We start from the raw sequence: 19,134 nt of genomic DNA, 5'->3' as shown, positions 1-19,134 counted from the left end.
GCGTTTTGCGTTTTACCGCAGAATCTGCGAGAGCGTTGTGGCTAGAGCTGCAGCGTGACGGGGCGCTGCAGCCCGTTCACGGCGGCCACCGGCCAGCGGGGGTCCACCGTGAGGACCTGCAGGCCGGACTCCGTGAGCTGCACGGTGTCCTCGATCTTGACTCCGGGGCCGGAGGGGTTCCAGGTGAAGGTCTGGCCCAGGACAACCGTGTCCGCCACGGCGGAGGTGACCCTGGGGTCCCGGCCCGCATACCCGGCGGGACCTCCCTGGTGGTGCTGTTCCCACTGGTCCGCGCCGAAGCCGTGGCGGACGTACGATGCCTGAATTTCGGCGAGAATACGGTCCAGCCGCGCGCCGGGGACGGTGGCGTCGAAGATGTCCGCCTCCACTGCGGCGATCCGGGACTCCGCGTCCCGCTCCTCCAAGGTGCCGGCGTCGAACCGCACCCAGCGGGTGATGTTGGCGACCAGGCCGTCCCGGCGCGCGCAGACCACGGCCATCGCGCGGCGGCCAAGGGGGGAATGGGTGGCGAGCGGGTGGCGGAACGTGCTGCGGGAACTGCCGTTGCACAGCAGGACCAGGGGTTCCGCTCCTGCCGCCACCACGCGTTCCGCCAGGGCGGACACCAGCTCAAATTCCGTGGTGTCCGGCCGTGCGGTGGACAGCACATCGGTCATAATGGCCGCCAGTTCGGCGCTGAGGAGGGCGTAGCGGGCGCTTTCGGCGGGAAGCAGCTGCTGGCGGGCGGCGCGCAGCTCGGACGCGACGTCCGCTTCCACCAGCGGAGCCTGGGCTCCGGCAGGGGAAGAGCCGACGGCGGCGGCAGCCTCGTGCAGGTTTCCGTACCAGGGAACGGTGTGCAGGGAGACCCCGGCCGGGAGCTCCTCGGCGGCGATACGGCCGGCTTCGTTGTTGAAGGTCACCAGGTGGTCGCCGCCGCGGTCCACCAGCACCGCGGCGATGGGATCGCCCGCGAGGCTGATGTGGACCCGGCTGCCGTCCAGGTACCAGGTCAGTGCCGTGTGCGTGGTCAGGAGCAGCGAGTCCCGGCCGGCGGCGTCAAGGATGTCCAGGACCCGGCGGCGCTTGACCTCCCGGTCCGCCACGGATGCCGGAGATACGCGGAGGGCCGGCGGAGCGGCGGCTGTTGTCTGGGTCATGAGAGGTCCCCCTGTTGGTTGATCAAAGCTTCGATGTCGGTGGTGTTCAGGATGCCGTCGGCAATAAAGACGGAAATTTTGCGCCGGACCGGGTTGCCGGGTTCGGCGACGACGGGGGCGTCCCAGGCGAGCGACTGGCCCACGCCGGGATACCCTTCCAGACGGACGAACCAGGGGTCCGTGGAACCGCGGGGAGCGACGAAAACCAGGGTGGCCTCGCCGTCCGCCGTTCCCGGGCCGAACTTTCCAGACCAGGCGAGCCAGCGCGCCACGCTGCCGTGCACCCCCGATTCGCCGGTGCCCGCGGGGGTCCACACAGCAGCGCTGCGGCACTCCGGCAGCCGCCAGAAGAAGCCGCCGTAGCCACCCTCATGGCGGCCGTTGGAGCCGGGGCTGCCCAGGCTGACCGGGTTGGTGCCGGCGGGGGAGAGGTCGAACTCGAGGGACAGGCCCCAGGTTGTTGGGCTGATGCCCTGCCAGCGCCAGGTCCGGTCCTCCGCGAGGACGGGTGTGCCGTCGGGTCCGTTCCAGCTGAGCGTCTCCTGCAGCCTTCCGGCGGAGCCGCCGGAAACGGCCGCTGTCTGCTCAAGGACCGTTTCGGTGACGGAGATGCTGCCGTGGTCGGGCCGCCAGACGTACTGCCCGGCTTCGCGGGTGTACGTCCTGCCGCCCCAGAAGTTGATGCCGTCCACGTCCTGCAGTGCCACGCCCGCGCCCAGGTGCCACACATGGTCAAGCGGCTGATGGTCGGTCACCACGGTGCCGGCCAGCGTGCGGACGGGGTGCAGGTAGGGCCGCGGCGAGGAAACGGCGCGGATGCGGCTGCCGTCCTGGTAGTCCGCCACGGCCTGCCCGTCCACGGTCAGGGAGCGGACCGGGGGAAGGGTGCGGGCCCACGGGACACCAAGCTCGGCGAACGTGGCCTGCGCCTTGCATGCCCTGTCAATGAGTCCGGTAATGCCATGCACCACGGGATGGGCTTCGTCGCCTTCGCCCTCCCAACTGATGTGGTCCGGGCTGATCGCCTGCGGCGCCGGCAGCGTACGGATGGCTTCCAGGACTAGCGTGAAAGCGCCGATGCGCTGCAGCGGGGAGAGCAGGCGCCCGCCGGTGCTGCGCGCTTCCAGGAGGTTTTCGAGCAGGTCGGTGCGGCCGTAGGTTTCCCGGCGCTCGCCGTCGGGGGTGGTGATGACTACCTCGTCCTTCGTGTAGAACAGGGTGATCTCGCCGCGGCTGCCGTGCACGGTGACCGAGGGGTCCAGCTGTTCGGGAGCGCAGAGGGTCAGGCCGCACATGAGGGTGGCCCCGTGGGCTGTGCGGACCCGGATCACCGACGTATCGTCGCTTTCAGTCTCGTGGGCCCGGTACAGGTCCGTCTCCACGGAGGCAAGGTCTGCCACGGTGTGCGCCCCGGCCAAGTGCAGCGCCGTTGCCACTGCATGCGCCAGCGCATTGGTTGCCACGCCGTCCACCACGTCGATGCCGTCCAGGCTGCGCTTCCCGGCCCAGCGCGAGCGTTTGAAGTATGCCTTGTTCCGCACCCACTGGCCCTTGGCGCTCAGGCCCAGGACATCCCCGATGCCGCCTGACTCAACGAGGTCCCGGATGGCGGGCAGGGCGTGGGACCCCAGGCTTTGGAAGCCTACCTGGACCAGTTTGCCTGCTGCCTCGGCGGCTGCCAGGACCTCGTTGAACTGGGCCAGCGACGCTACCGGAGGCTTTTCAACGTAGACGTCCATGCCCGCCCGGAGGGCTGCGACGGCCAGCGGCGCGTGCGTCTGGATAGGGGTGGCGAGGATTACGACGTCGGCTCCCGGCTGGGCGGCGAGCAGCCCGTCCAGGTCGGGGAAGACGGCAACGGATTCCGCGAGTTTGCCCGGCTCCGGAGGGTTGGGGTCAGCGACGGCGACCAGTTCGACGGCGCCGGCCTCCTCCAGTCGGGCGAGGTTGGCCAGGTGCCGTTCGCCGAAGCCGTGGACACCCACCAGGGCGATGCGCGGCACGGCGGCCGGTAAAGGCGCGGCGTGGCGGGGGCTGCTGCCGTGTTCCGCGGTGGCGGATTGCTGAGTCATCAAAGGTCCTTGAGGCTAAAGGGCTGTCGTGGATGGAGTCTTGAGGTGCAGGGCGCCGGCCAGGAAATCGATGGCTTCTTCCTGCATTGCGGTGGTGAAGACGTGGCCGCCGGGCCAGAACGCTCCGGTGTACTTCCCGTCGCGGTGCAGCGATTCCAGCACCCGGTGGGCCTGCCGCATCCCGTCCTCCGGGAACAGCTCATCGGCGAGGGCGTATTGCACCAGGAAGGCGGCTTCTGACCGGGCAGTCAGTTCAGGCCAGTCGCCCAGTTTCCATAGCCCGGGCGTTTGCAGCAGCCAGGAGTGGGCGTCCAGGTAGGCAGGCAGGAGCGACTGGAACGTGGTCATCATGCACGTCACCACTGACGCCCGGATCCGTGGGCTAAGCACGGCCAGGGCAAGGGACCGGCCCCCGCCGCCGGAGAAGCCGACGCAGCCCAGGCGGTCCGCGTCGACTCCCGGCAGTCCGGCCAGGATGTCCAGCGCGGCGAGGTCGTCGTGGGCCACCATGCCGGCCAGGCTGGTGCCCAGAAGTCCGGCTGTTTTGGCGACAGTGTCTTCGTGGAACGCGGCCGCGGCGTTGTAATCGTCCGCCTCGGAAGGCACGACGCCGTCCTCCCGCCACTGCGCCCGCCGCGCCTCCAGTGCGGAGGCAGTCCGCCACGGGGGAGTGGAGAGGTCGAAGCGGCGGCTGCCCCAGGCGAAGCTGTCATGGGCCAGGACGGCAAAGCCCCTGCGGGCCGTCTCGGTGGCGAGGGCGTGGCCGTCATAGTGGCCGGTGCGGGCCGCCTCGGCAGAGGGATGGTTCACTGGAAGCTCCACCAGCCGGTCCGCGCCGCCGAACTTGTTCCCGCCATGGCAGTGCAAGGCGAGGACTCCGGGCAGCGGGCCCGCGGGGTCCACAGGCGTGACCAGCCAGGCGGTGGTTGCCGGCCCGAAGCCCAACTGCCAGCTGAGCTGGGAGGTGGTGACGCCGTCGTACGTTTCTTCCCACTGGGCCGTCACCTCCGGAAGGCGGGACACGGCGGGCACGCCCAACGCGTCCGAGAGTTCCTGGGCCGCGGTGGTGGCGGCACGGTAACGCGGGTGTTGGCGGACGTAGGCAGGCCAGTCCTCGTAACCGGCAATGGCACTGGGGCGTGCAGGGCGCGTATCGGCACTCACTGGCCTGCCTCCTCTGGTTGTGGTTGGTTGAAGCTGCTTGTGGGGGGGCCGGCTGCTGCCTGCCTGCTCTGATCTGTCGTATGGGGATCAGCCCAGGTTCGAATTAACCTCTTGGATAAAGGCCTTGGCGGCGTCCCGCGGTGAGGTCTTCCCGAACAGGACATCCGTGGTGAGCCGGTTGATGACCTCCATGGTGGCCGATGACCCGGCGGGGAAGGGCAGCGGCGGTTCGATCTTCATCTCAGCAATACGGTCCAGGTATTCCGCTTCCTTCTGCTGGGATTCCTTCAGGAGGGGCGTGATAGCGGCCTTGAGTTCGGTGTTGGCAGGCATGCCGCGGTCGCTCTTGATCTTGGTGGCCGCGTCCACGTTGTTCACCAGGTAGTTGATGAACATGGCTGCTTCCTTGGGGTGCGCCGACTTGGAGGAGATGGCGTATTCCATGGAGGACCGCAGCCAGGTGCCGGGCTGCTTGCTCTCGTTCGGCAGCTTCATCATGACCAGGGGTGAACCCGAGTAGGAGTTCATCTGGTTGCTCCAGGAGATCTTCATGCCCTGCTTGCCCTGGCCCATCAGCGTCAGCTCGGGCTGGGCTGAGTTGTCCTCAACAGTCTGGGAAGCCGAGGGCGCGCCGCCGGTTTCCATCAGCTTCTTGTTCATTTCGAACCACTTTGTGGCGGTGTCCTCGCTGATGCCCAGCTTTTTGCCGTCGTCTGTGTAGAGGTCCTCGCCGTGCTGGCGTGCCCACACCGCCAGGAACGAGTCGTTGGTCATCGGGGTGGTTCCAAACGTTCCGGCAGGAGACTTCCGGGTAATCTCGGCGGCGATGTCCGCGTAGTCGTCCCAGGTCCAGGTCTCGTCGTCGGGCAGCTCCACTCCGGCAGCCTCGAAGACTTTCGGGTCAATCACCATGGACATGGCATTAACGCCGGCCGTGATGGTGTACTGCTTGCCGTCGATCTTGCCGAGGTCCACAGTCCCTTCGGCAAACTTGGAGGTGTCGATCTGGTCCTTGACGTCGTCCAGGTCCAGCAGGACGCCGCGGGTGGCATATTCGCTCGGGTAGGCGCCGCTCATGGCGAAAACATCCGGGGTGGTGCCGCCGGCGATCTGGGTGGCCATCTTGTCCCAGTAGGAGCTGAACTCGGTGTTTTCGCCCTGGACCTTGATGGTGGGGTTCGCGGCCTCGAAGTCCTTAATGACCTCCAGGGTGGTTTTAGCGCGGGAGTCGTTGCCCCACCAGGCAAACCGGATGGTGACCGGATCTTCGACGGTCCCCACCTTTCCCGTCTCCGGGCTGCTGCCGCATCCGGTGAGAACCAGGGCCATCGCCGCTGTTGCGCCGGCCACCCCCATTACTGACTTTTTGAGACGAAACCGCATTGTCCTGCCCCTCAGGTTGTGTGATCTAGTGTTGGGTGATGCGCGTAACAAGAAAGCGTTTTCTCAAAAACTAACAAAGGGCTATACAGGAGTCAAGAAACCGTTTACTTTGGTACGGAGCCGCTTTTTCACCAACACCACCGGCGGCATCCGGACCACGCACTCCTGACGCTGTTGCGGCGGGACCCCGGAGCCGCAAGGTGCTCGAACACATCGCCCCGGCGATAACCAAGAACGTGGAGGCCACGATGACCAAAGGAGACAACATGGCCGCAAAACACATACCCAGGACACCGCGCCCGGCGCATGCGCCGGCAGCAGCGGGCCTGAACGGGACGGGGCAACTGCGGTGAGCGCCATCAGCGAGCTCAGCTCGATTTCCCGCCGCAAGGGCAAACTCTCCGCCGAGGAAAAGAAGGCGAACGGCCGTGATAACAAGGCCGCCTATATCTTCCTTCTGCCGTGGCTGGTGGGCCTTGTGGCCATCACCATCGGGCCCATGATCATGTCCCTGTACCTGTCCTTCACGGACTACAACCTGCTCCAGCCCCCGGAATGGGTGGGCCTGGACAACTTCACCCGGATGCTGACCGATGCCCGGCTGCACAACTCGCTCGGCGTAACGTTCACCTACGTCCTGGTCGGCGTTCCGCTGCAACTGGCCGTGGCGCTGCTGATCGCACTCGTCCTGGACAAGGGCCTGCGCGGACTGCCGTTCTACCGCTCCGTGTTTTACTTGCCGTCCCTGCTGGGCGGTTCGGTGGCCGTTGCCATCCTGTGGAAGCAGATCTTCGGCACCACCGGCCTGGTCAACCAGGTCCTGGCGATGTTCGGCATCCAGGGCCCGGGCTGGATCTCCGATCCCAGCACCGCGCTCGGATCGATCATCCTGCTCCACGTGTGGACCTTCGGCGCCCCCATGATCATCTTCCTGGCAGGCCTGCGGCAGATTCCCGTCATGTACTACGAGGCCGCCAAGGTCGACGGCGCCACCACGCTGCAGCAGTTCTGGCGGATCACCATGCCAATGCTGAGCCCCATCCTCTTCTTCAACCTGGTGCTGCAGATCATCGGTTCGTTCCAGTCGTTCACCCAGGCGTTCATCGTCTCCGGCGGCAACGGCGGACCGTCCGACTCCACGATGTTCTTCACCCTGTACCTCTACCAAAAGGGGTTCGGCCAGTTCGACATGGGCTACGCCTCCGCCATGGCCTGGTTCCTCCTGGTCATCATCGGTGTCTTCACCGCCATCAACTTCATCGCTTCTAAGTATTGGGTTTTCTATGACGACTAAGCTGGAGACGCTGCCCACCCCGGACAAGAAGTCAGGGCCGGGCAAGCCTACGAACCACCGCAAGCCCAAGGTCCGCGAGTCCCGCGGCACCCTCGCCTTCAGCAGGGCACAGCGCGGTAAAGCACTGATGAAGCACGCCATCCTGATCATTGCCGGCGGCCTGATGATCTACCCGCTGCTGTGGATGATTGTCTCCTCGCTGCGGGCAAACGAACTGATCTTCCGCGAACCTGGGCTCTGGCTCGACAGCCTGGAGATGAGCAACTACACGGACGGCTGGTCCGCCCTGACCCACCCGTTCGGGCACTACATGATCAACTCGGCCATCGTGGTCATCGGCTCCATCCTGGGAAACCTGATCTCTTGCTCGATGGCCGCCTACGCCTTCGCCCGGCTGCAGTTCACCGGCAAGAAGCTGTTCTTCGGCATCATGCTGCTGACCATCATGCTGCCGTTCCACGTGGTCATCGTTCCGCAGTACATCCTGTTCTCGCAGATCGGCTGGGTAAATACCTTCTGGCCGCTGATCGTGCCCAAGCTGCTCGCCACGGAAGCATTCTTCGTCTTCCTGATGGTCCAGTTCATCCGCGGCATCCCGCGCGAACTGGATGAAGCCGCCCGGATTGACGGCGCCGGCCACCCGCGCATCTTCCTGCGGGTCATCCTGCCGCTGATGGTCCCGGCCCTGGCCACCACCACCATCTTCACCTTCATCTGGACCTGGAACGATTTCTTCGGCGCCCTGATCTACCTGACGGACCCGGACATGTTCACCGTCCCCGTGGCACTGCGCGCTTTCGTTGACTCACAGTCCGCCACCAGCTGGGGATCGCTGTTCGCGATGTCCATCGTGTCCCTGCTGCCGGTCTTCCTGGTCTTCCTCTTCGGCCAGCGGTTCCTCATCAAGGGCATCGCCACCACCGGCATCAAGTAACCTGCACTGCGCAGGACCTGCCGGGCGCCGCGACCAGGCGGCTTTCCGGGCACCTGCAGCACAGCCCAACGGCCCGTCTCCGCGGCGGGCCGTTGGGCTGCCTGAACGAAACTACCCGTAAATTTGCCCTCGCCAAGTCCTTGTAATACAAGTTCTTCACTTGTAGTATTAGGTGCAGAAAGCGCTTTCCCGCTAACTGCCTCAGCTTCAATAAATACCGACCTGCACAAACAAGCATCCGAAGCAAACCATCCCCAGCACCTGGATCAAAGAAGATCGGAGTACCCAGTGCCGCTTTTCCCCCGTTCTGCGTCTGCTGCAAAGCAATCGGCAGAGACTCCATCCCGTGGCGCAGCCCGCCGCATCCGTAAGACAGGCGTGGTTGCCGCTGCAGCCGCCGTCGTTATGGCCCTTAGTGCCTGCGGCGGGGGAGCCGCTCCGCAAAACGCCGACGGCACTGTAGAACTGCGGTTCTCCTGGTGGGGCGGCGACAAGCGCGCCCAGCTGACCCAGGAGGCCATCAAGCAGTTCGAGGCCGAGAACCCCAACATCAAGATCAAGCCGGAGTTCGGCGACTGGAGCGGTTACTGGGACAAGCTCGCCACCCAGGTTGCCGCCAACGACGCCCCGGACATCATCCAGATGGACGAAAAGTACATCACCGAATACTCAAGCCGCGGTGCCCTGCTGGACCTGTCCAAGTACGAGATCGACACGTCCAAGCTCGATGAAGCCGCGCTGAATGCAGGCAAGAGCGAGGACGGGCTGACCGGCATCGCCGCAGGCATCAACGCCGCCACCATCCTGGCCAACCCGGCCGTCTTCGAGGCAGCCGGCGTCCCGCTGCCGGATGATTCAAAATGGACCTGGGATGACTTCGAGCGGATCGCCTCCGAGATCACGGAAAAGTCCCCCAAGGGTACTTACGGCGCCGCCGCCTACGGCACCGACGAGGCTTCACTGGGCGTTTGGCTCCGCCAGAACGGCAAGTCACTGTACACGTCCGACGGCAAGCTGGGTTTCGAGCCCAGCGACATCGCCGAATGGTGGGCATTCCTGAAGCAGCTCAGCGAGAACAAGGCAGTTCCCACGGCATCCGAGGTTGTTGAAGCCGAGGCTGCCCCGCTGGACCAGAGTGGCCTCGCCACCGGCAAGAATGGCATGGCGTTCTGGTGGTCCAACCAGGCCCCTGCACTGGAAAAGGCTTCCGGCAGCGACCTGAAGATCCTGCGGTTCCCCACCAAGACAGGGTCTTCCGCTGACGCCGGGCTTTGGTACAAGGCCTCACAGTTCTGGTCAGCCTCCTCGCGCACCAAGCACCCTGAGGAAACTGCCAAGTTCATCAACTTCCTGGCCAACAACGTCAAGGCCGGCGAAACGCTCCTTGCCGACCGTGGCGTCTACCCGAACTCCGAGGTCCGGGCAGCCATCGAACCCAAGCTGACCCCGGCCGACGTCAAGGTGGTCAAGTTCATCGACCAGATCAAGGACGAGCTTGGTGAGGCTCCGGCCCCGCCGCCGAAGGGCGCCGGTTCCATCCAGGAGATCATCAAGCGGTACACCTCCGAGGTCCTCTTCGAGCGGCTGTCCACGGAGGAAGCCGGCAAGAAGGCGCACGACGAGATGAAGTCAGCGATCAGCAGCTAGTTTTCACACCGCCAAAACGGCTCCGGACAGATCGGGTGGACGCCTCCTCCGCCCCCTAACGTCCGACGGCGGGTGGCAGCTCCGTCCCGGCGGGAACCAATCGGTTCCTCCCGGGACGAAGCTGTTTAAGCCGGAGCTGCTTAAAGCTACTTAAGGCGTAGCTGCCTGAGCCGGAGCTACCTAAGTGGAGATGCCTAAACGGAGCTGCTCAAGGGGACCCTTTTGAGCGGACCGTCTTTAGGCCGGACTGGGGGTGGGTGGTGTTGCACGACACGGCCCAACACGATGACACCCGATTTCTTACGGCTGGCGTGCTCCGCACTTTCCCTTGCTGCTGGATCGACTTCACACCCCACACTGGTTAGCGGTATTGGAGTTGGAGCCTTGACGGGCCCGCGCATCAGCGGCGTCCCGGGAAGTGGGGGCGCGGTGGAGTGGTAGGTATGGCCTGTTGGGGTGCGGGTTTCGACCGTATGGCGGGCTCCAGGGATGGGTTTGGCGGTCCAGCCGGGGTTTTCCTTGGTGTGGTTGCAGGCTTCGCAGAGCCCCTGGCCATTGTCGGCGGTGGTTGGGCCCTGGTTGTGCCAGGGGATGATGTGGTCATCATGCCGAATCGGCGCGTCGCAGTATGGGGTCCGGCAGGTATCGTCCCGAACTTGAAGGAACCGCCGGAGCCCTGCCGGGAAGAATCTGGCTTTGGAATCCATCGCGACCAGCTCGCCGGTGCCGGGAGCGGTGTAGAGCCGGCGGAGCCAGACGGACAGTTCATGCTGACCGGGAGAACCAACATCGGTGCCAGAACTGACATCAGAATCAGAACCAGAACCAGAACCAGAACCAGAACCGGCACCGGCATTGAACCCGGTGCCGGTTGTCCTGTTCAGGATGGTTTCGCGTGCCCAGTGTGCGGGGACGGTGCCGTAGCCGGTGAGGCGGGCGGGTTCGCTGTCGCCCTGGAAAAGGGTGCGGTCGGTCATGACGAGCTGGATATCGATCCCGGTGATCCCGCCCGGGGTCCCGGTGACGCGTTCGACCAGGGAATCGGCCATGATCTGACCCTTGGAACGCTCATCACCCGAGGACCGGGCGGCGTCAGCGTCCCGAGTGAGGGACGCGTACGCCGCCACACCCTGTGCGACCGGAAGCAACGCGGTCAGGTAAGTCATGGTGTCCGGGGCCGGGCGTAACGACACGGTCCGCTCGGTCACCGCGTGGGATGCCCGGCGCGCAACTGAGCGTGGATCGCGCCGGTACGCCGCGGCACGCACAGCGGCAACGATGGCGCGGTCACCTGCCCCGTCAAGGGTGCCGGTGTCCGCGGCAAGCTCTTCGTCCACCGCGGCCCGGTCCTCGACCGACAGGCAGGCTGTTTCCCGCACGACCAACATGGCGCGCCATTCATTCAGCTGCCCCGCCTGGAACGCGGCGAACGTTCGCGGCATCTCGGTGACCAGGGCCTTGGCCAGGCCCAGCAGCCTCCCTCCGCGGGACGGTGACTCCCGCCGCGCCAAAGCCACCTGGGCGCCAACCCCGGCACCTTGCTCATCGGCAGGGACCCCGGCCGCGGCCTGCTCCCGCCGCTGCTGCAGGTCAAAAGCAACAGCGATATCGGCCTGCTTCGCAGCCGCAGCCGACTTCAAATCCTCCAGCTCCCGCAGCTGATCGATCATGCCCGGCCCGTCAAGTGCCACAGGCACAGACGCCAGAATTCTCAAGGCATCCGCCACAGACAGGACAGGAGCAACACCTGGGGCAGGAGCAGGGACAGGGGCGGCAGGCGGCACACCGGGGATGACCGCCCCGCCTACCTCTGCCAATGCCCCAACCGCTTTCATAAACAAAGTTTTCCAGCAGGGACTGACAAAAACCGCCGCCAAAGCTCCTATGTGGAAAACCCGGCGGCAGCAATTCGCCAAGCCGGAAACAGCGAAGCCTGACGTTGGTGCGGCAAAGGTGCCCAGCAGCAATAAGGCGCGACGGGGCGCCAAGGGAGGCGCCGCCGTCGTACGCACACCGCCGCGCTAAAGCGGCGGCCCCAATAAACGGCGGTCAGTCCTCGGCAATCACCGCCACGCTCCCGGCCGCAACAGTGCCGGCGAAGGGCTCACCTGTCAGCAAGTCGGTACCCGCAGCCTCAACAGAAGCGTTGGAGCGGGTGTGGTTGATCGCGAACAGGAAGCTGCGCCCATCATCCGAACGCCGGCGAACCACCTCCACGCCGGGATCCGCAACGGCCGCCGGAGCAACACCGGATTCGGCCAGGAGCCGGTCCACCAGGGCCTCAAGGCCGTCGGGGTCCGGGAACGTGGCGAGATACCACGCGGCTCCGCTGCCCACGGCGCGGCGGGTCAGGGACGGCACACCTTCCAGCGGGTACCCGGTGAATGTTTGAACCGCTTCCGCACCGGCAAGGTGGACGTGTTCGCTCCAGACGGAGGAAACGGTGCCGTCACTCAGCTTCAGCTGCGAGCCGGCCAGCAGGGGGTGGAATTCTTCCACCCGCACGCCCAGCAGTTCCCGGAACGCGCCCGGGTAGCCGCCCAGCCGGACGTGGTCCTTCTCGTCCACAATCCCGCTGAAGTAGCTCACCAGGACGGTGGCCCCGGCGGAAGCGGCAGCCGCGATATTGGCCGCAGCGTCATCAGTCACGGAGTACAGCGTGCAGACGAGGACCAGGTCGTACCCCTCCAGCGGTGCCGACGGGTGCACCATGTCAACGGAAACACCCCGCAGGTACAGCGAGCGGTGGAAGGCCCGCAGCAGGTCCAGGTACCGGACGTCAATGCTGGGCTTCGAATCGATCTCGCTGGCCCACCATGCCTCGTAGTCAAAGACTATGGCCGCCCGGGATTCCACCCGTGAACCGCGGACCGGCTCAAGCCGCTTGAGGGCAGCCCCGAGGTCCACCACCTCGCGCCACACACGTGTCTCGCGCCCGCCGTGCGGGACCATGGCCGAGTGGAACTTTTCAGAGCCCGCGAAGCTCTGGCGCCACTGGAAGAACATCACGGCATCGGCGCCGCGCGCCACATGCGCCAGGGAGTTGCGGAGCATCTCGCCGGGCATCTTCGGCTGATTGCGGGGCTGCCAGTTAACGGCCGACGTCGAATGTTCCATCAGGATCCACGGGTCACCGCCCGCAATTCCCCGGGTGAGATCCGCGCTGAACGCGAGTTCCACGTGCCGTTCGGGGTCGGCGGCCACAAGGTAGTGGTCGTTCGCGATGACGTCCAGGTCCTTGGCCCAGTCAAAGTAGTCCATGGACTTGGTGGCGCTGGACGCCATCAGGTTTGTGGTGCAGGGAACTCCTGGCGTTACTTCGCGGAGTACGGAGACGAGGTCCCGGTAGTAGTCCATCAGGACCCAGGAGTTGAACCGCTGGAAGTCCAGCTGCTGGCCCGGGTTCAGCGTGCTGGGAGCAACTCCGGGAGGAAGGATCTCTTCGACTGAACCATAATTCTGGCTCCAGAAGGCTGTTCCCCAGGCTGCATTGAGCACATCGATGGTGCCGTAGCGCCGCTCCAGCCAGGCCCGGAACGCGGCGGTGTCCTCCTCACCGTAGAACTCCGAGACGTGGCAGCCCAGCTCGTTGTCAACGTGCCACAGTGCCAGTGCGGGATGGTCCTTGTAGCGCTCCGCGAGGACCCGCGTGATGCCCTTCGCGTACCGGCGGTAGACGGCCGACGACGGCGTGTAGTGCCGCCGCGAGCCCGGTCCCAGCACGGTTCCGTCAGCCGTGACGGGAAGGATTTCCGGGTGCTGGCGTACCAGCCAGGCCGGCGGGGCGGCCGTTGCGGTGGCCAGGGCCACCTTGACGCCGATGCCGGCAAGATTGTCCAGTACTTCGTCCAGCCAGCCGAAGTCGTACTGCCCTTCCGCCGGTTCCAGCAGAGCCCAGGAGAAGATCCCGACGCTGAGGAAGTTCACGCCGGCCTCCTTCATCAGCTCCAGATCCTCAAGCCGGACGCTGACGGGCCACTGCTCAGGGTTGTAGTCTCCGCCGAAGGCGATGCCTTCGACGTTGTTCCAAACGCTCGCCGGGCCGGTGGTTTCCTGCGTGGTCATGGGACTCCTTTGTCTGCTGGAAGGGTGAAACCTGGGTCATAAATGGGAACTTTGGAAAACGCTTGCCCAAATCAGGGAATGCCGATATTGTATCGTTTCAGAAGCCGTGTAAGCCAGCTCACTACTCACGTTGTAGATGAGACCAGGGATTGCACACATCGAGCAAGGAGGCTCCCGTGATCAATAGAAGGCATTTCCTCACTACCGTTGCCGTCGGTACCGCATCTGCCGCCGCACTGGCCGCTTGTGGCACCGGATCCAGCACCGCAGGACAGACCGGTTCCGCGGAGAACCCCGTCACCATCAACTACACCTGGTGGGGCAACGACGACCGCGCCGAGCGCACCCGCAAGGCCATTGCCCTGTTCGAGTCCAAGAACCCGGACATCAAGGTCAACGGCAACTTCACCGACTTCGCGGGCTACTGGCAGAAGCGTGCCACCGAGGCCGCCGGCGGCGGCCTGCCGGACGTCATGCAGTGGGACCTGTCCTACCTGCGCGACTACGGCCAGCGCAACCAGCTCCTGGACCTCAGCACCGTCAACATCAACACGGACGCCTTTGAAAAGTCCCTCCTGCCGTCGGGCCAGATCAAGGGCAAGACCTACGGCATTCCCACCAGCACCAACGCGTTCGCCGTCTACTACGACCCCGCCAAGCTGGCCGGGCTCGGCATCGCGGAGCCCACCGGCAAGTGGACCTACAAGGAGTTCAACGAGTTCCTCACCGAGGTGGGCACCAAGAGCTCCGGCGCCCTGTTCGGCTCCACCGATTACACCGGTGTCTGGTGGATGTTCAACATTTGGCTCCGCCAGAACAACATCGAAGCCTTCACCGAGGACGGCAAGCTCGGCTTCACCAAGGACGACCTGAAGGAGTGGTGGAACCTCCCCGCCGGCCTTCGCGGCACCCCGGCCATCGTTTCCGAAGAGCGCGTCACGCAGTTGGCGCCCAAGTCTCCGTTCGGTTCCAATGTCACGGCCACCGAGGTCACCTGGGACAACTTCATGGCCGGCTACCTGGCGGACAGCGGCGCCAAGGAGCTCAAGCTGGTTCCGGTCCCCTCCGACGACCCGGACAACCTGGGCCTGTTCCTCAAACCGTCCATGCTGATGGTGGCCAGCGCCAAGACCAAGTTCAAGGACGCGGCAGCACGGTTCATCGACTTCATGGTCAACGACCCCGAGGTGGGCCAGATCTTCAAGACCTCCCGCGGCGTTCCGGCGTCCAAGACCCAGCGCGACGGCACCACCTTCGAAGGCACCGACAAGCTCGTGGTGGACTACGAAAAGTCCATCGAGCAGTACCTCAAGGACGCCCCCGAGCCGCCCATCGTCGGCTTCGGCACGCTGGAAACTTCCTTCAAGCGCGTCGCCTCGGACCTGAACTTCGGCAAGCTCACCGTCGACGGTGCTGCAGACGCGTGGTTCAAGGAAGCCGAAGACCTCATCAAGCAGAACGCCTGATCAGGCACATTGTCTGATCCAGGCTTCACAACTGACGGAATGAACTCGTGACTCAAAGCCCAACTCTGAGCAGGCGTTCGACGCAGTCCACCTCCCCGCTGCCGCGCAAGTCGCGGCAGCAGGGGGTGGATGCCCGCGCCGGCTACACCTTCCTGCTGCCCTGGCTGCTGGGATTCATCGCCCTCACTGTTGGGCCGATGATCTCCTCGCTGTACCTGTCCTTCACCAACTACAACCTGTTCGATCCGCCCAAGTGGATCGGCCTGGACAACTACACATCCCTCTTCCAGGACGAACGGTTCCTGCAGTCCGTGGGCGTGACCGTCAGCTACGTGGTGTTCGGTACCCCGCTCAAGCTCGCCGCCGCACTGGCAGTGGCCATGCTGCTGAACAGCAAGCGCCGCGGCCAGGGCTTCTACCGCTCCGCCTTCTACGCCCCGTCCCTGATCGGCGCGTCCGTGTCCATCGCCATCGTCTGGAAGGCCATGTTCGGCGATTCCGGCCCCGTGGACCAGGGCCTCTCCTTCTTCGGCATCAACCTGGGCGGCTGGGTGGGCAACCCCGGCATGACCATGCCGATGTTCATCCTCTTGACCGTGTGGCAGTTCGGCGCCCCCATGGTGATCTTCCTGGCCGGCCTGAAGCAGATCCCGGCCGATCTTTACGAGGCTGCGTCCATGGACGGTGCCGGCCCGGTGCGGAAGTTCTTCAACATCACCTGGCCCATGCTCTCCCCGGTGATCTTCTTCAACCTGCTGATGGAAACCATCCACGCGTTCCAGATCTTCAACTCGGCGTACATCATTTCCAACGGTGAAGGCGGCCCGGCCGGCTCAACCCTCTTCTACACCCTCTACCTGTACCTGCGCGGCTTCAGCGACTTCCGGATGGGCTACGCCTCGGCAATGGCCTGGCTGCTCCTGATCGTTGTGGGCATCCTGACCCTGATCATCTTCCGCACGTCCAAGTCCTGGGTCCACTACAGCGGTGATGCAAAATGACAACCATGGCAACCCCCACGCAGTCCTCCCCGGACGCACAGGTGCTGAACTACAACCCCAAGTCCGAGTCGGCAGGGGCCAAGCGTGCCAAGAGCACCATCTTCCACGTCGTGGCCCTCGCTCTGACGGCAGTGGTCCTGTACCCGGGCCTGTGGATGATCGCCTCGGCGTTCAAACCGAACGCGGAGATCGGCGGCGCCAACACGTCGCTGTGGTCCAACAACTTCAGCTTCGACAATTTCGTCACGGCGATGGAGGGCATCGGCGGCGTGTCCACGCTGCAGTTCTTCACCAACTCGCTGGTCCTGGCGCTGGGTGCGGTGGTGGGAACCATCCTCTCGGCCAGCGTCTCGGCGTACGCCTTCGCACGCATCAAGTTCCCCGGCCGCAGCATCTTCTTCGGCATGATGATCGCAACGCTGCTCCTGCCGTTCCACGTGGTGATCATCCCGCAGTACATCGTGTTCCAGCAGCTTGGCCTGGTGGACACCTACGTACCGCTGCTGATCGGCAAGTTCCTCGCCGCCGACGCGTTCTTCGTCTTCCTGATGGTCCAGTTCATGCGCAACCTCCCCGGTGAGCTGGACGAGGCCGCCAGGATCGACGGTGCCGGCCACGTCCGGATCTTCACCTCCATCATGCTGCCGCTCATGAAGCCGGCCCTGATCTCCACCTCGATCTTCTCCTTCATCTGGAGCTGGAACGACTTCCTGGGACCGCTGCTGTACCTGAACACCCCGGAAAAGTACCCGCTGCCCCTGGCACTGCGGCTCTTCGTGGACCAGACGCAGAGCTCGGACTACGGCGCCATGATCGCAATGTCCGTCCTGGCCCTGCTGCCGGTGCTGATCTTCTTCCTGGTCTTCCAGCGGTACATTGTTGAAGGCGTCTCCACCCAGGGCCTCAAGGGCTGACGGCCCGGAAGGCCAGACAGAAAATGAGCATCATGGACCGCACCACACCTGCCCCCAACCACCCCGAGCCCGTTCCGGTGAACCGCTTCGCGCTGTTCTCCGAAACCCTCCTGGCAGGGGTCCTGGTGCTGGTGCTGTCCATCCCCCTCGTGACGATCCCCGCCGCCTACGCGGCGGGGATCGCCCATCTGGAACGGCACCTCACCGGCCGCGACGATTCGGTCCGCGGCCTGTGGGGCACGTTCAAGGCTGCCCTGCCGGGCAGCTGGAAGCTGGGAATCACGACGGCGGCAGCCGCCGTCGTGATTGTCCTCAACCTTCTGCTTGCGTGGGTGGGGCAGCTGCCCGGCCGGGAAGTGGTGCTGCCGGCCACCCTGATCCTTGCCGCCGCAGGGGCCGTCCTGCTGCTGCGCACCACGGCTGCCTGGTCCGACTTCACCGGCCCCCACACCGACGGCCGCGGTGCCTGGCGCTCGGCACTGGAAACCGGCCAAACCCTGTCCCTGAAGGACTGGACAGGGTCCCTCCTACTCGCCGCGGCGCTCTTCGGGGCCGTCGTATTCGTCTGGATGCTCGCGGCACTCTTCGTGGTGGTCCCCGGCACCCTGATCCTCGCCGCGGCAGCGGTCAAACTGCGCTCCACCCGCTAAAACTTCCCCTGGTTTCCGCCCGCTATTGAGTTGAGTCCGACGTGTCTTCCGACCGCCAGCGTTCCGAACAGTCCCTCCGTTCTTCGAAGAGCCAGCCCCCCTGGCACCAGCCGCTGAAGCAGCGCAACTACAGGCTCTTCCTTGCCCTCGTATTCACCGGCAGCGTGGGTGTGTGGATGCAGCGCCTGGCCCAGGACTGGCTGGTGCTGCAGCTGACCGGCAGCCCCGCCGCCGTGGGCGTGGCCGTCGCACTGCAGTTCCTGCCGATGCTGGTTGTGGGGCCCCTGAGTGGCCTGCTGGTGGACATGTTTCCGAAACGGCGCATCATGCTGGTCTGCCAGGCAGTCATTGCCTTCCTGGCCCTCGGCCTGGCGGCCTGGGCCGCGAGCGGGACCATCACCGTCTGGGCGATTTATGCCAGCTGCGTGGCGCTCGGCGTCACCTCAGCCATCAACCAGCCCGCCAGCCAGGTGTTCGTCAACGAAGTAGTGGGCGACGCCGCCCTCCGGCCCGCGATCGGCATCAACAATGCCATCGGGCAGCTCGGCGCCATGGCGGGACCCGCGGTGGGTGGGGCAGTCATCGCCCAGGCAGGGTCGGCCGCAGCGTTCGCAGCCAACTCGCTGCTGTGCCTGCTTGTGCTTTGCCTGATCGCCGCCATCCGCCCCGCCGAGCTGCATCCGAGCATCCCTGCAGAACGCGGGCGGGGCCAGCTCCTGGCCGGGTTCCGCTACGTCCGGGAGCGCCCTTCGCTGCTGTTGATTATTGCCCTGGCCGGGCTCCTGGGGATGTTCGGCATGAACGGGCCGGTGGTCCTGGCGGCCTTTGCCGAACGCGTGTGGCACAACGGAGTTGAAGGGTTCGGCCTGTTCAATACCGTCAGCGCCATCGGGGCTCTGGCCGGCGCACTGCTCGCAGCCCGCCTCCGGAGCCTCGGCCGGAAGGGCATCGTGGCGGCCGCAGGCCTCTTCGGACTATCCCAGCTGGTGGCCGCGCTGATGCCCAACCTCATCCTCTTCATTGCCATGCTGGTGGTGGTGGGCCTCATGACGCTCCTGTTCCTGACCAGTGCCGCCACCGCGGTCCAGCTTGAAGCCGGCCCTGCGATCCGCGGGCGTGTTATGGCGCTGTACCTGCCCCTGCTGCTGGGCGGACACGCCTTGGGCGGGCTCCTGGCCGGGTGGCTCACGGAACAGTTCGGGGTGCGTACCGGCCTGGTGGTCACCGGCGGCCTGGGCATGCTTTCCGCCGCCGTCATCGGGCTGCTTCTCTGGTGGCACGGCCGGCGGTCCCGCCCCCTGCTCTGACTCACGAGATGGCAGTTCGCAGCAGTGTCCGCCAGCAACACTGCCCCGAAGTGCCATCTCGCGGCCCGACTGTCTAG

14 protein-coding genes are annotated in these 19,134 nt (G+C 65.2%); 8 read left to right on the top strand and 6 right to left on the bottom strand.

The features are described 5' to 3' along the window. Positions 1-41 precede the first annotated feature (41 nt). The 4 genes from ACZ9BC_RS08080 to ACZ9BC_RS08065 all read right to left on the bottom strand — a co-directional run bounded on the left by ACZ9BC_RS08080 (position 42) and on the right by ACZ9BC_RS08065 (position 5,752). Positions 42-1,160 carry a M24 family metallopeptidase gene (locus tag ACZ9BC_RS08080; protein WP_476245472.1) on the bottom strand — a complete coding sequence of 373 codons (1,119 nt, stop codon included), beginning with the start codon at positions 1,158-1,160 and terminating at the stop codon, positions 42-44. After that, the gene (locus tag ACZ9BC_RS08075) at positions 1,157-3,232 is read right to left on the bottom strand and encodes a DUF6807 family protein (protein WP_476245471.1); all 2,076 of its coding nucleotides are present in this window, start codon (positions 3,230-3,232) and stop codon (positions 1,157-1,159) included. Before ACZ9BC_RS08075 ends, ACZ9BC_RS08080 begins: the two co-directional genes overlap by 4 nt. Positions 3,233-3,247: 15 nt before the next feature. Next, entirely contained in the window at positions 3,248-4,396 is a 1,149-nt protein-coding gene (locus ACZ9BC_RS08070) for an acetylesterase (RefSeq protein WP_476245470.1), read from the bottom strand. An 87-nt stretch (positions 4,397-4,483) separates the two neighbouring features. Further along, positions 4,484-5,752 (bottom strand): ABC transporter substrate-binding protein, encoded by a 1,269-nt coding sequence (locus tag ACZ9BC_RS08065; RefSeq protein ID WP_476245469.1) that lies wholly within the window; start codon positions 5,750-5,752, stop codon positions 4,484-4,486. 376 nt (positions 5,753-6,128) lie between these two features. Between ACZ9BC_RS08065 and ACZ9BC_RS08060 the strand changes: the two genes are divergently transcribed. The 3 genes from ACZ9BC_RS08060 (at position 6,129) to ACZ9BC_RS08050 (ending at position 9,654) form a co-directional block, all read left to right on the top strand. Next, positions 6,129-7,073: a carbohydrate ABC transporter permease gene (locus ACZ9BC_RS08060; RefSeq protein WP_079597532.1), complete on the top strand. Its 945-nt coding sequence runs from the start codon at positions 6,129-6,131 to the stop codon at positions 7,071-7,073. Continuing rightward, positions 7,063-8,007: a carbohydrate ABC transporter permease gene (locus ACZ9BC_RS08055; RefSeq protein WP_476245468.1), complete on the top strand. Its 945-nt coding sequence runs from the start codon at positions 7,063-7,065 to the stop codon at positions 8,005-8,007. The genes ACZ9BC_RS08060 and ACZ9BC_RS08055 overlap by 11 nt, the downstream gene beginning before the upstream one ends. 288 nt (positions 8,008-8,295) lie before the next feature. Further along, on the top strand, positions 8,296-9,654 hold the full coding sequence (locus tag ACZ9BC_RS08050) for an ABC transporter substrate-binding protein (protein WP_476245467.1): 1,359 nt from the start codon (positions 8,296-8,298) through the stop codon (positions 9,652-9,654). Positions 9,655-9,848: 194 nt separating this feature from the next. Here ACZ9BC_RS08050 and ACZ9BC_RS08045 read toward each other — a convergent pair whose 3' ends face one another. Then, a complete protein-coding gene (locus ACZ9BC_RS08045) occupies positions 9,849-11,324 on the bottom strand; it encodes an HNH endonuclease (protein WP_476245969.1) in 1,476 nt (491 codons plus the stop codon). A 379-nt stretch (positions 11,325-11,703) separates the two neighbouring features. Next, positions 11,704-13,719 (bottom strand): beta-galactosidase, encoded by a 2,016-nt coding sequence (locus ACZ9BC_RS08040; protein ID WP_476245466.1) that lies wholly within the window; start codon positions 13,717-13,719, stop codon positions 11,704-11,706. A gap of 176 nt (positions 13,720-13,895) precedes the next feature. On the opposite strand from ACZ9BC_RS08040, the gene ACZ9BC_RS08035 reads away from it, so the two are divergent. The 5 genes from ACZ9BC_RS08035 to ACZ9BC_RS08015 are packed head-to-tail and all read left to right on the top strand — an operon-like array spanning position 13,896 to position 19,057. Further along, on the top strand, positions 13,896-15,185 hold the full coding sequence (locus ACZ9BC_RS08035; protein WP_476245465.1) for an ABC transporter substrate-binding protein: 1,290 nt from the start codon (positions 13,896-13,898) through the stop codon (positions 15,183-15,185). 47 nt (positions 15,186-15,232) lie between these two features. Beyond that, positions 15,233-16,186, top strand: coding sequence for a carbohydrate ABC transporter permease (locus ACZ9BC_RS08030; protein WP_079597526.1), 954 nt, complete (start codon positions 15,233-15,235; stop codon positions 16,184-16,186). Further along, positions 16,183-17,100, top strand: a complete 918-nt coding sequence (locus ACZ9BC_RS08025) for a carbohydrate ABC transporter permease (protein ID WP_079597525.1) — start codon at positions 16,183-16,185, stop codon at positions 17,098-17,100. Before ACZ9BC_RS08030 ends, ACZ9BC_RS08025 begins: the two co-directional genes overlap by 4 nt. 23 nt (positions 17,101-17,123) lie before the next feature. Then, positions 17,124-17,750: a Poxvirus protein I5 gene (locus tag ACZ9BC_RS08020; protein WP_476245464.1), complete on the top strand. Its 627-nt coding sequence runs from the start codon at positions 17,124-17,126 to the stop codon at positions 17,748-17,750. Positions 17,751-17,791: 41 nt separating this feature from the next. Continuing rightward, on the top strand, positions 17,792-19,057 hold the full coding sequence (locus ACZ9BC_RS08015; RefSeq protein ID WP_476245463.1) for an MFS transporter: 1,266 nt from the start codon (positions 17,792-17,794) through the stop codon (positions 19,055-19,057). Positions 19,058-19,134: the final 77 nt, after the last annotated feature.

This window comes from Pseudarthrobacter sp. TE3704 (assembly GCF_056279405.1).
The sequence above is the reverse complement of the archived record's forward strand: the minus strand, read 5'-3'. Positions and strand labels throughout refer to the sequence as shown.

Coding starts and splice junctions, on each gene's coding strand:
- ACZ9BC_RS08075 (WP_476245471.1), bottom strand. CDS start 3,232: ATGACTCAGCAATCCGCCACCGCGGAACACGGCAGCAGCCCCCGCCAC.
- ACZ9BC_RS08080 (WP_476245472.1), bottom strand. CDS start 1,160: ATGACCCAGACAACAGCCGCCGCTCCGCCGGCCCTCCGCGTATCTCCG.
- ACZ9BC_RS08025 (WP_079597525.1), top strand. CDS start 16,183: ATGACAACCATGGCAACCCCCACGCAGTCCTCCCCGGACGCACAGGTG.
- ACZ9BC_RS08020 (WP_476245464.1), top strand. CDS start 17,124: ATGAGCATCATGGACCGCACCACACCTGCCCCCAACCACCCCGAGCCC.
- ACZ9BC_RS08045 (WP_476245969.1), bottom strand. CDS start 11,324: ATGATCGATCAGCTGCGGGAGCTGGAGGATTTGAAGTCGGCTGCGGCT.
- ACZ9BC_RS08055 (WP_476245468.1), top strand. CDS start 7,063: ATGACGACTAAGCTGGAGACGCTGCCCACCCCGGACAAGAAGTCAGGG.
- ACZ9BC_RS08065 (WP_476245469.1), bottom strand. CDS start 5,752: ATGGGGGTGGCCGGCGCAACAGCGGCGATGGCCCTGGTTCTCACCGGA.
- ACZ9BC_RS08040 (WP_476245466.1), bottom strand. CDS start 13,719: ATGACCACGCAGGAAACCACCGGCCCGGCGAGCGTTTGGAACAACGTC.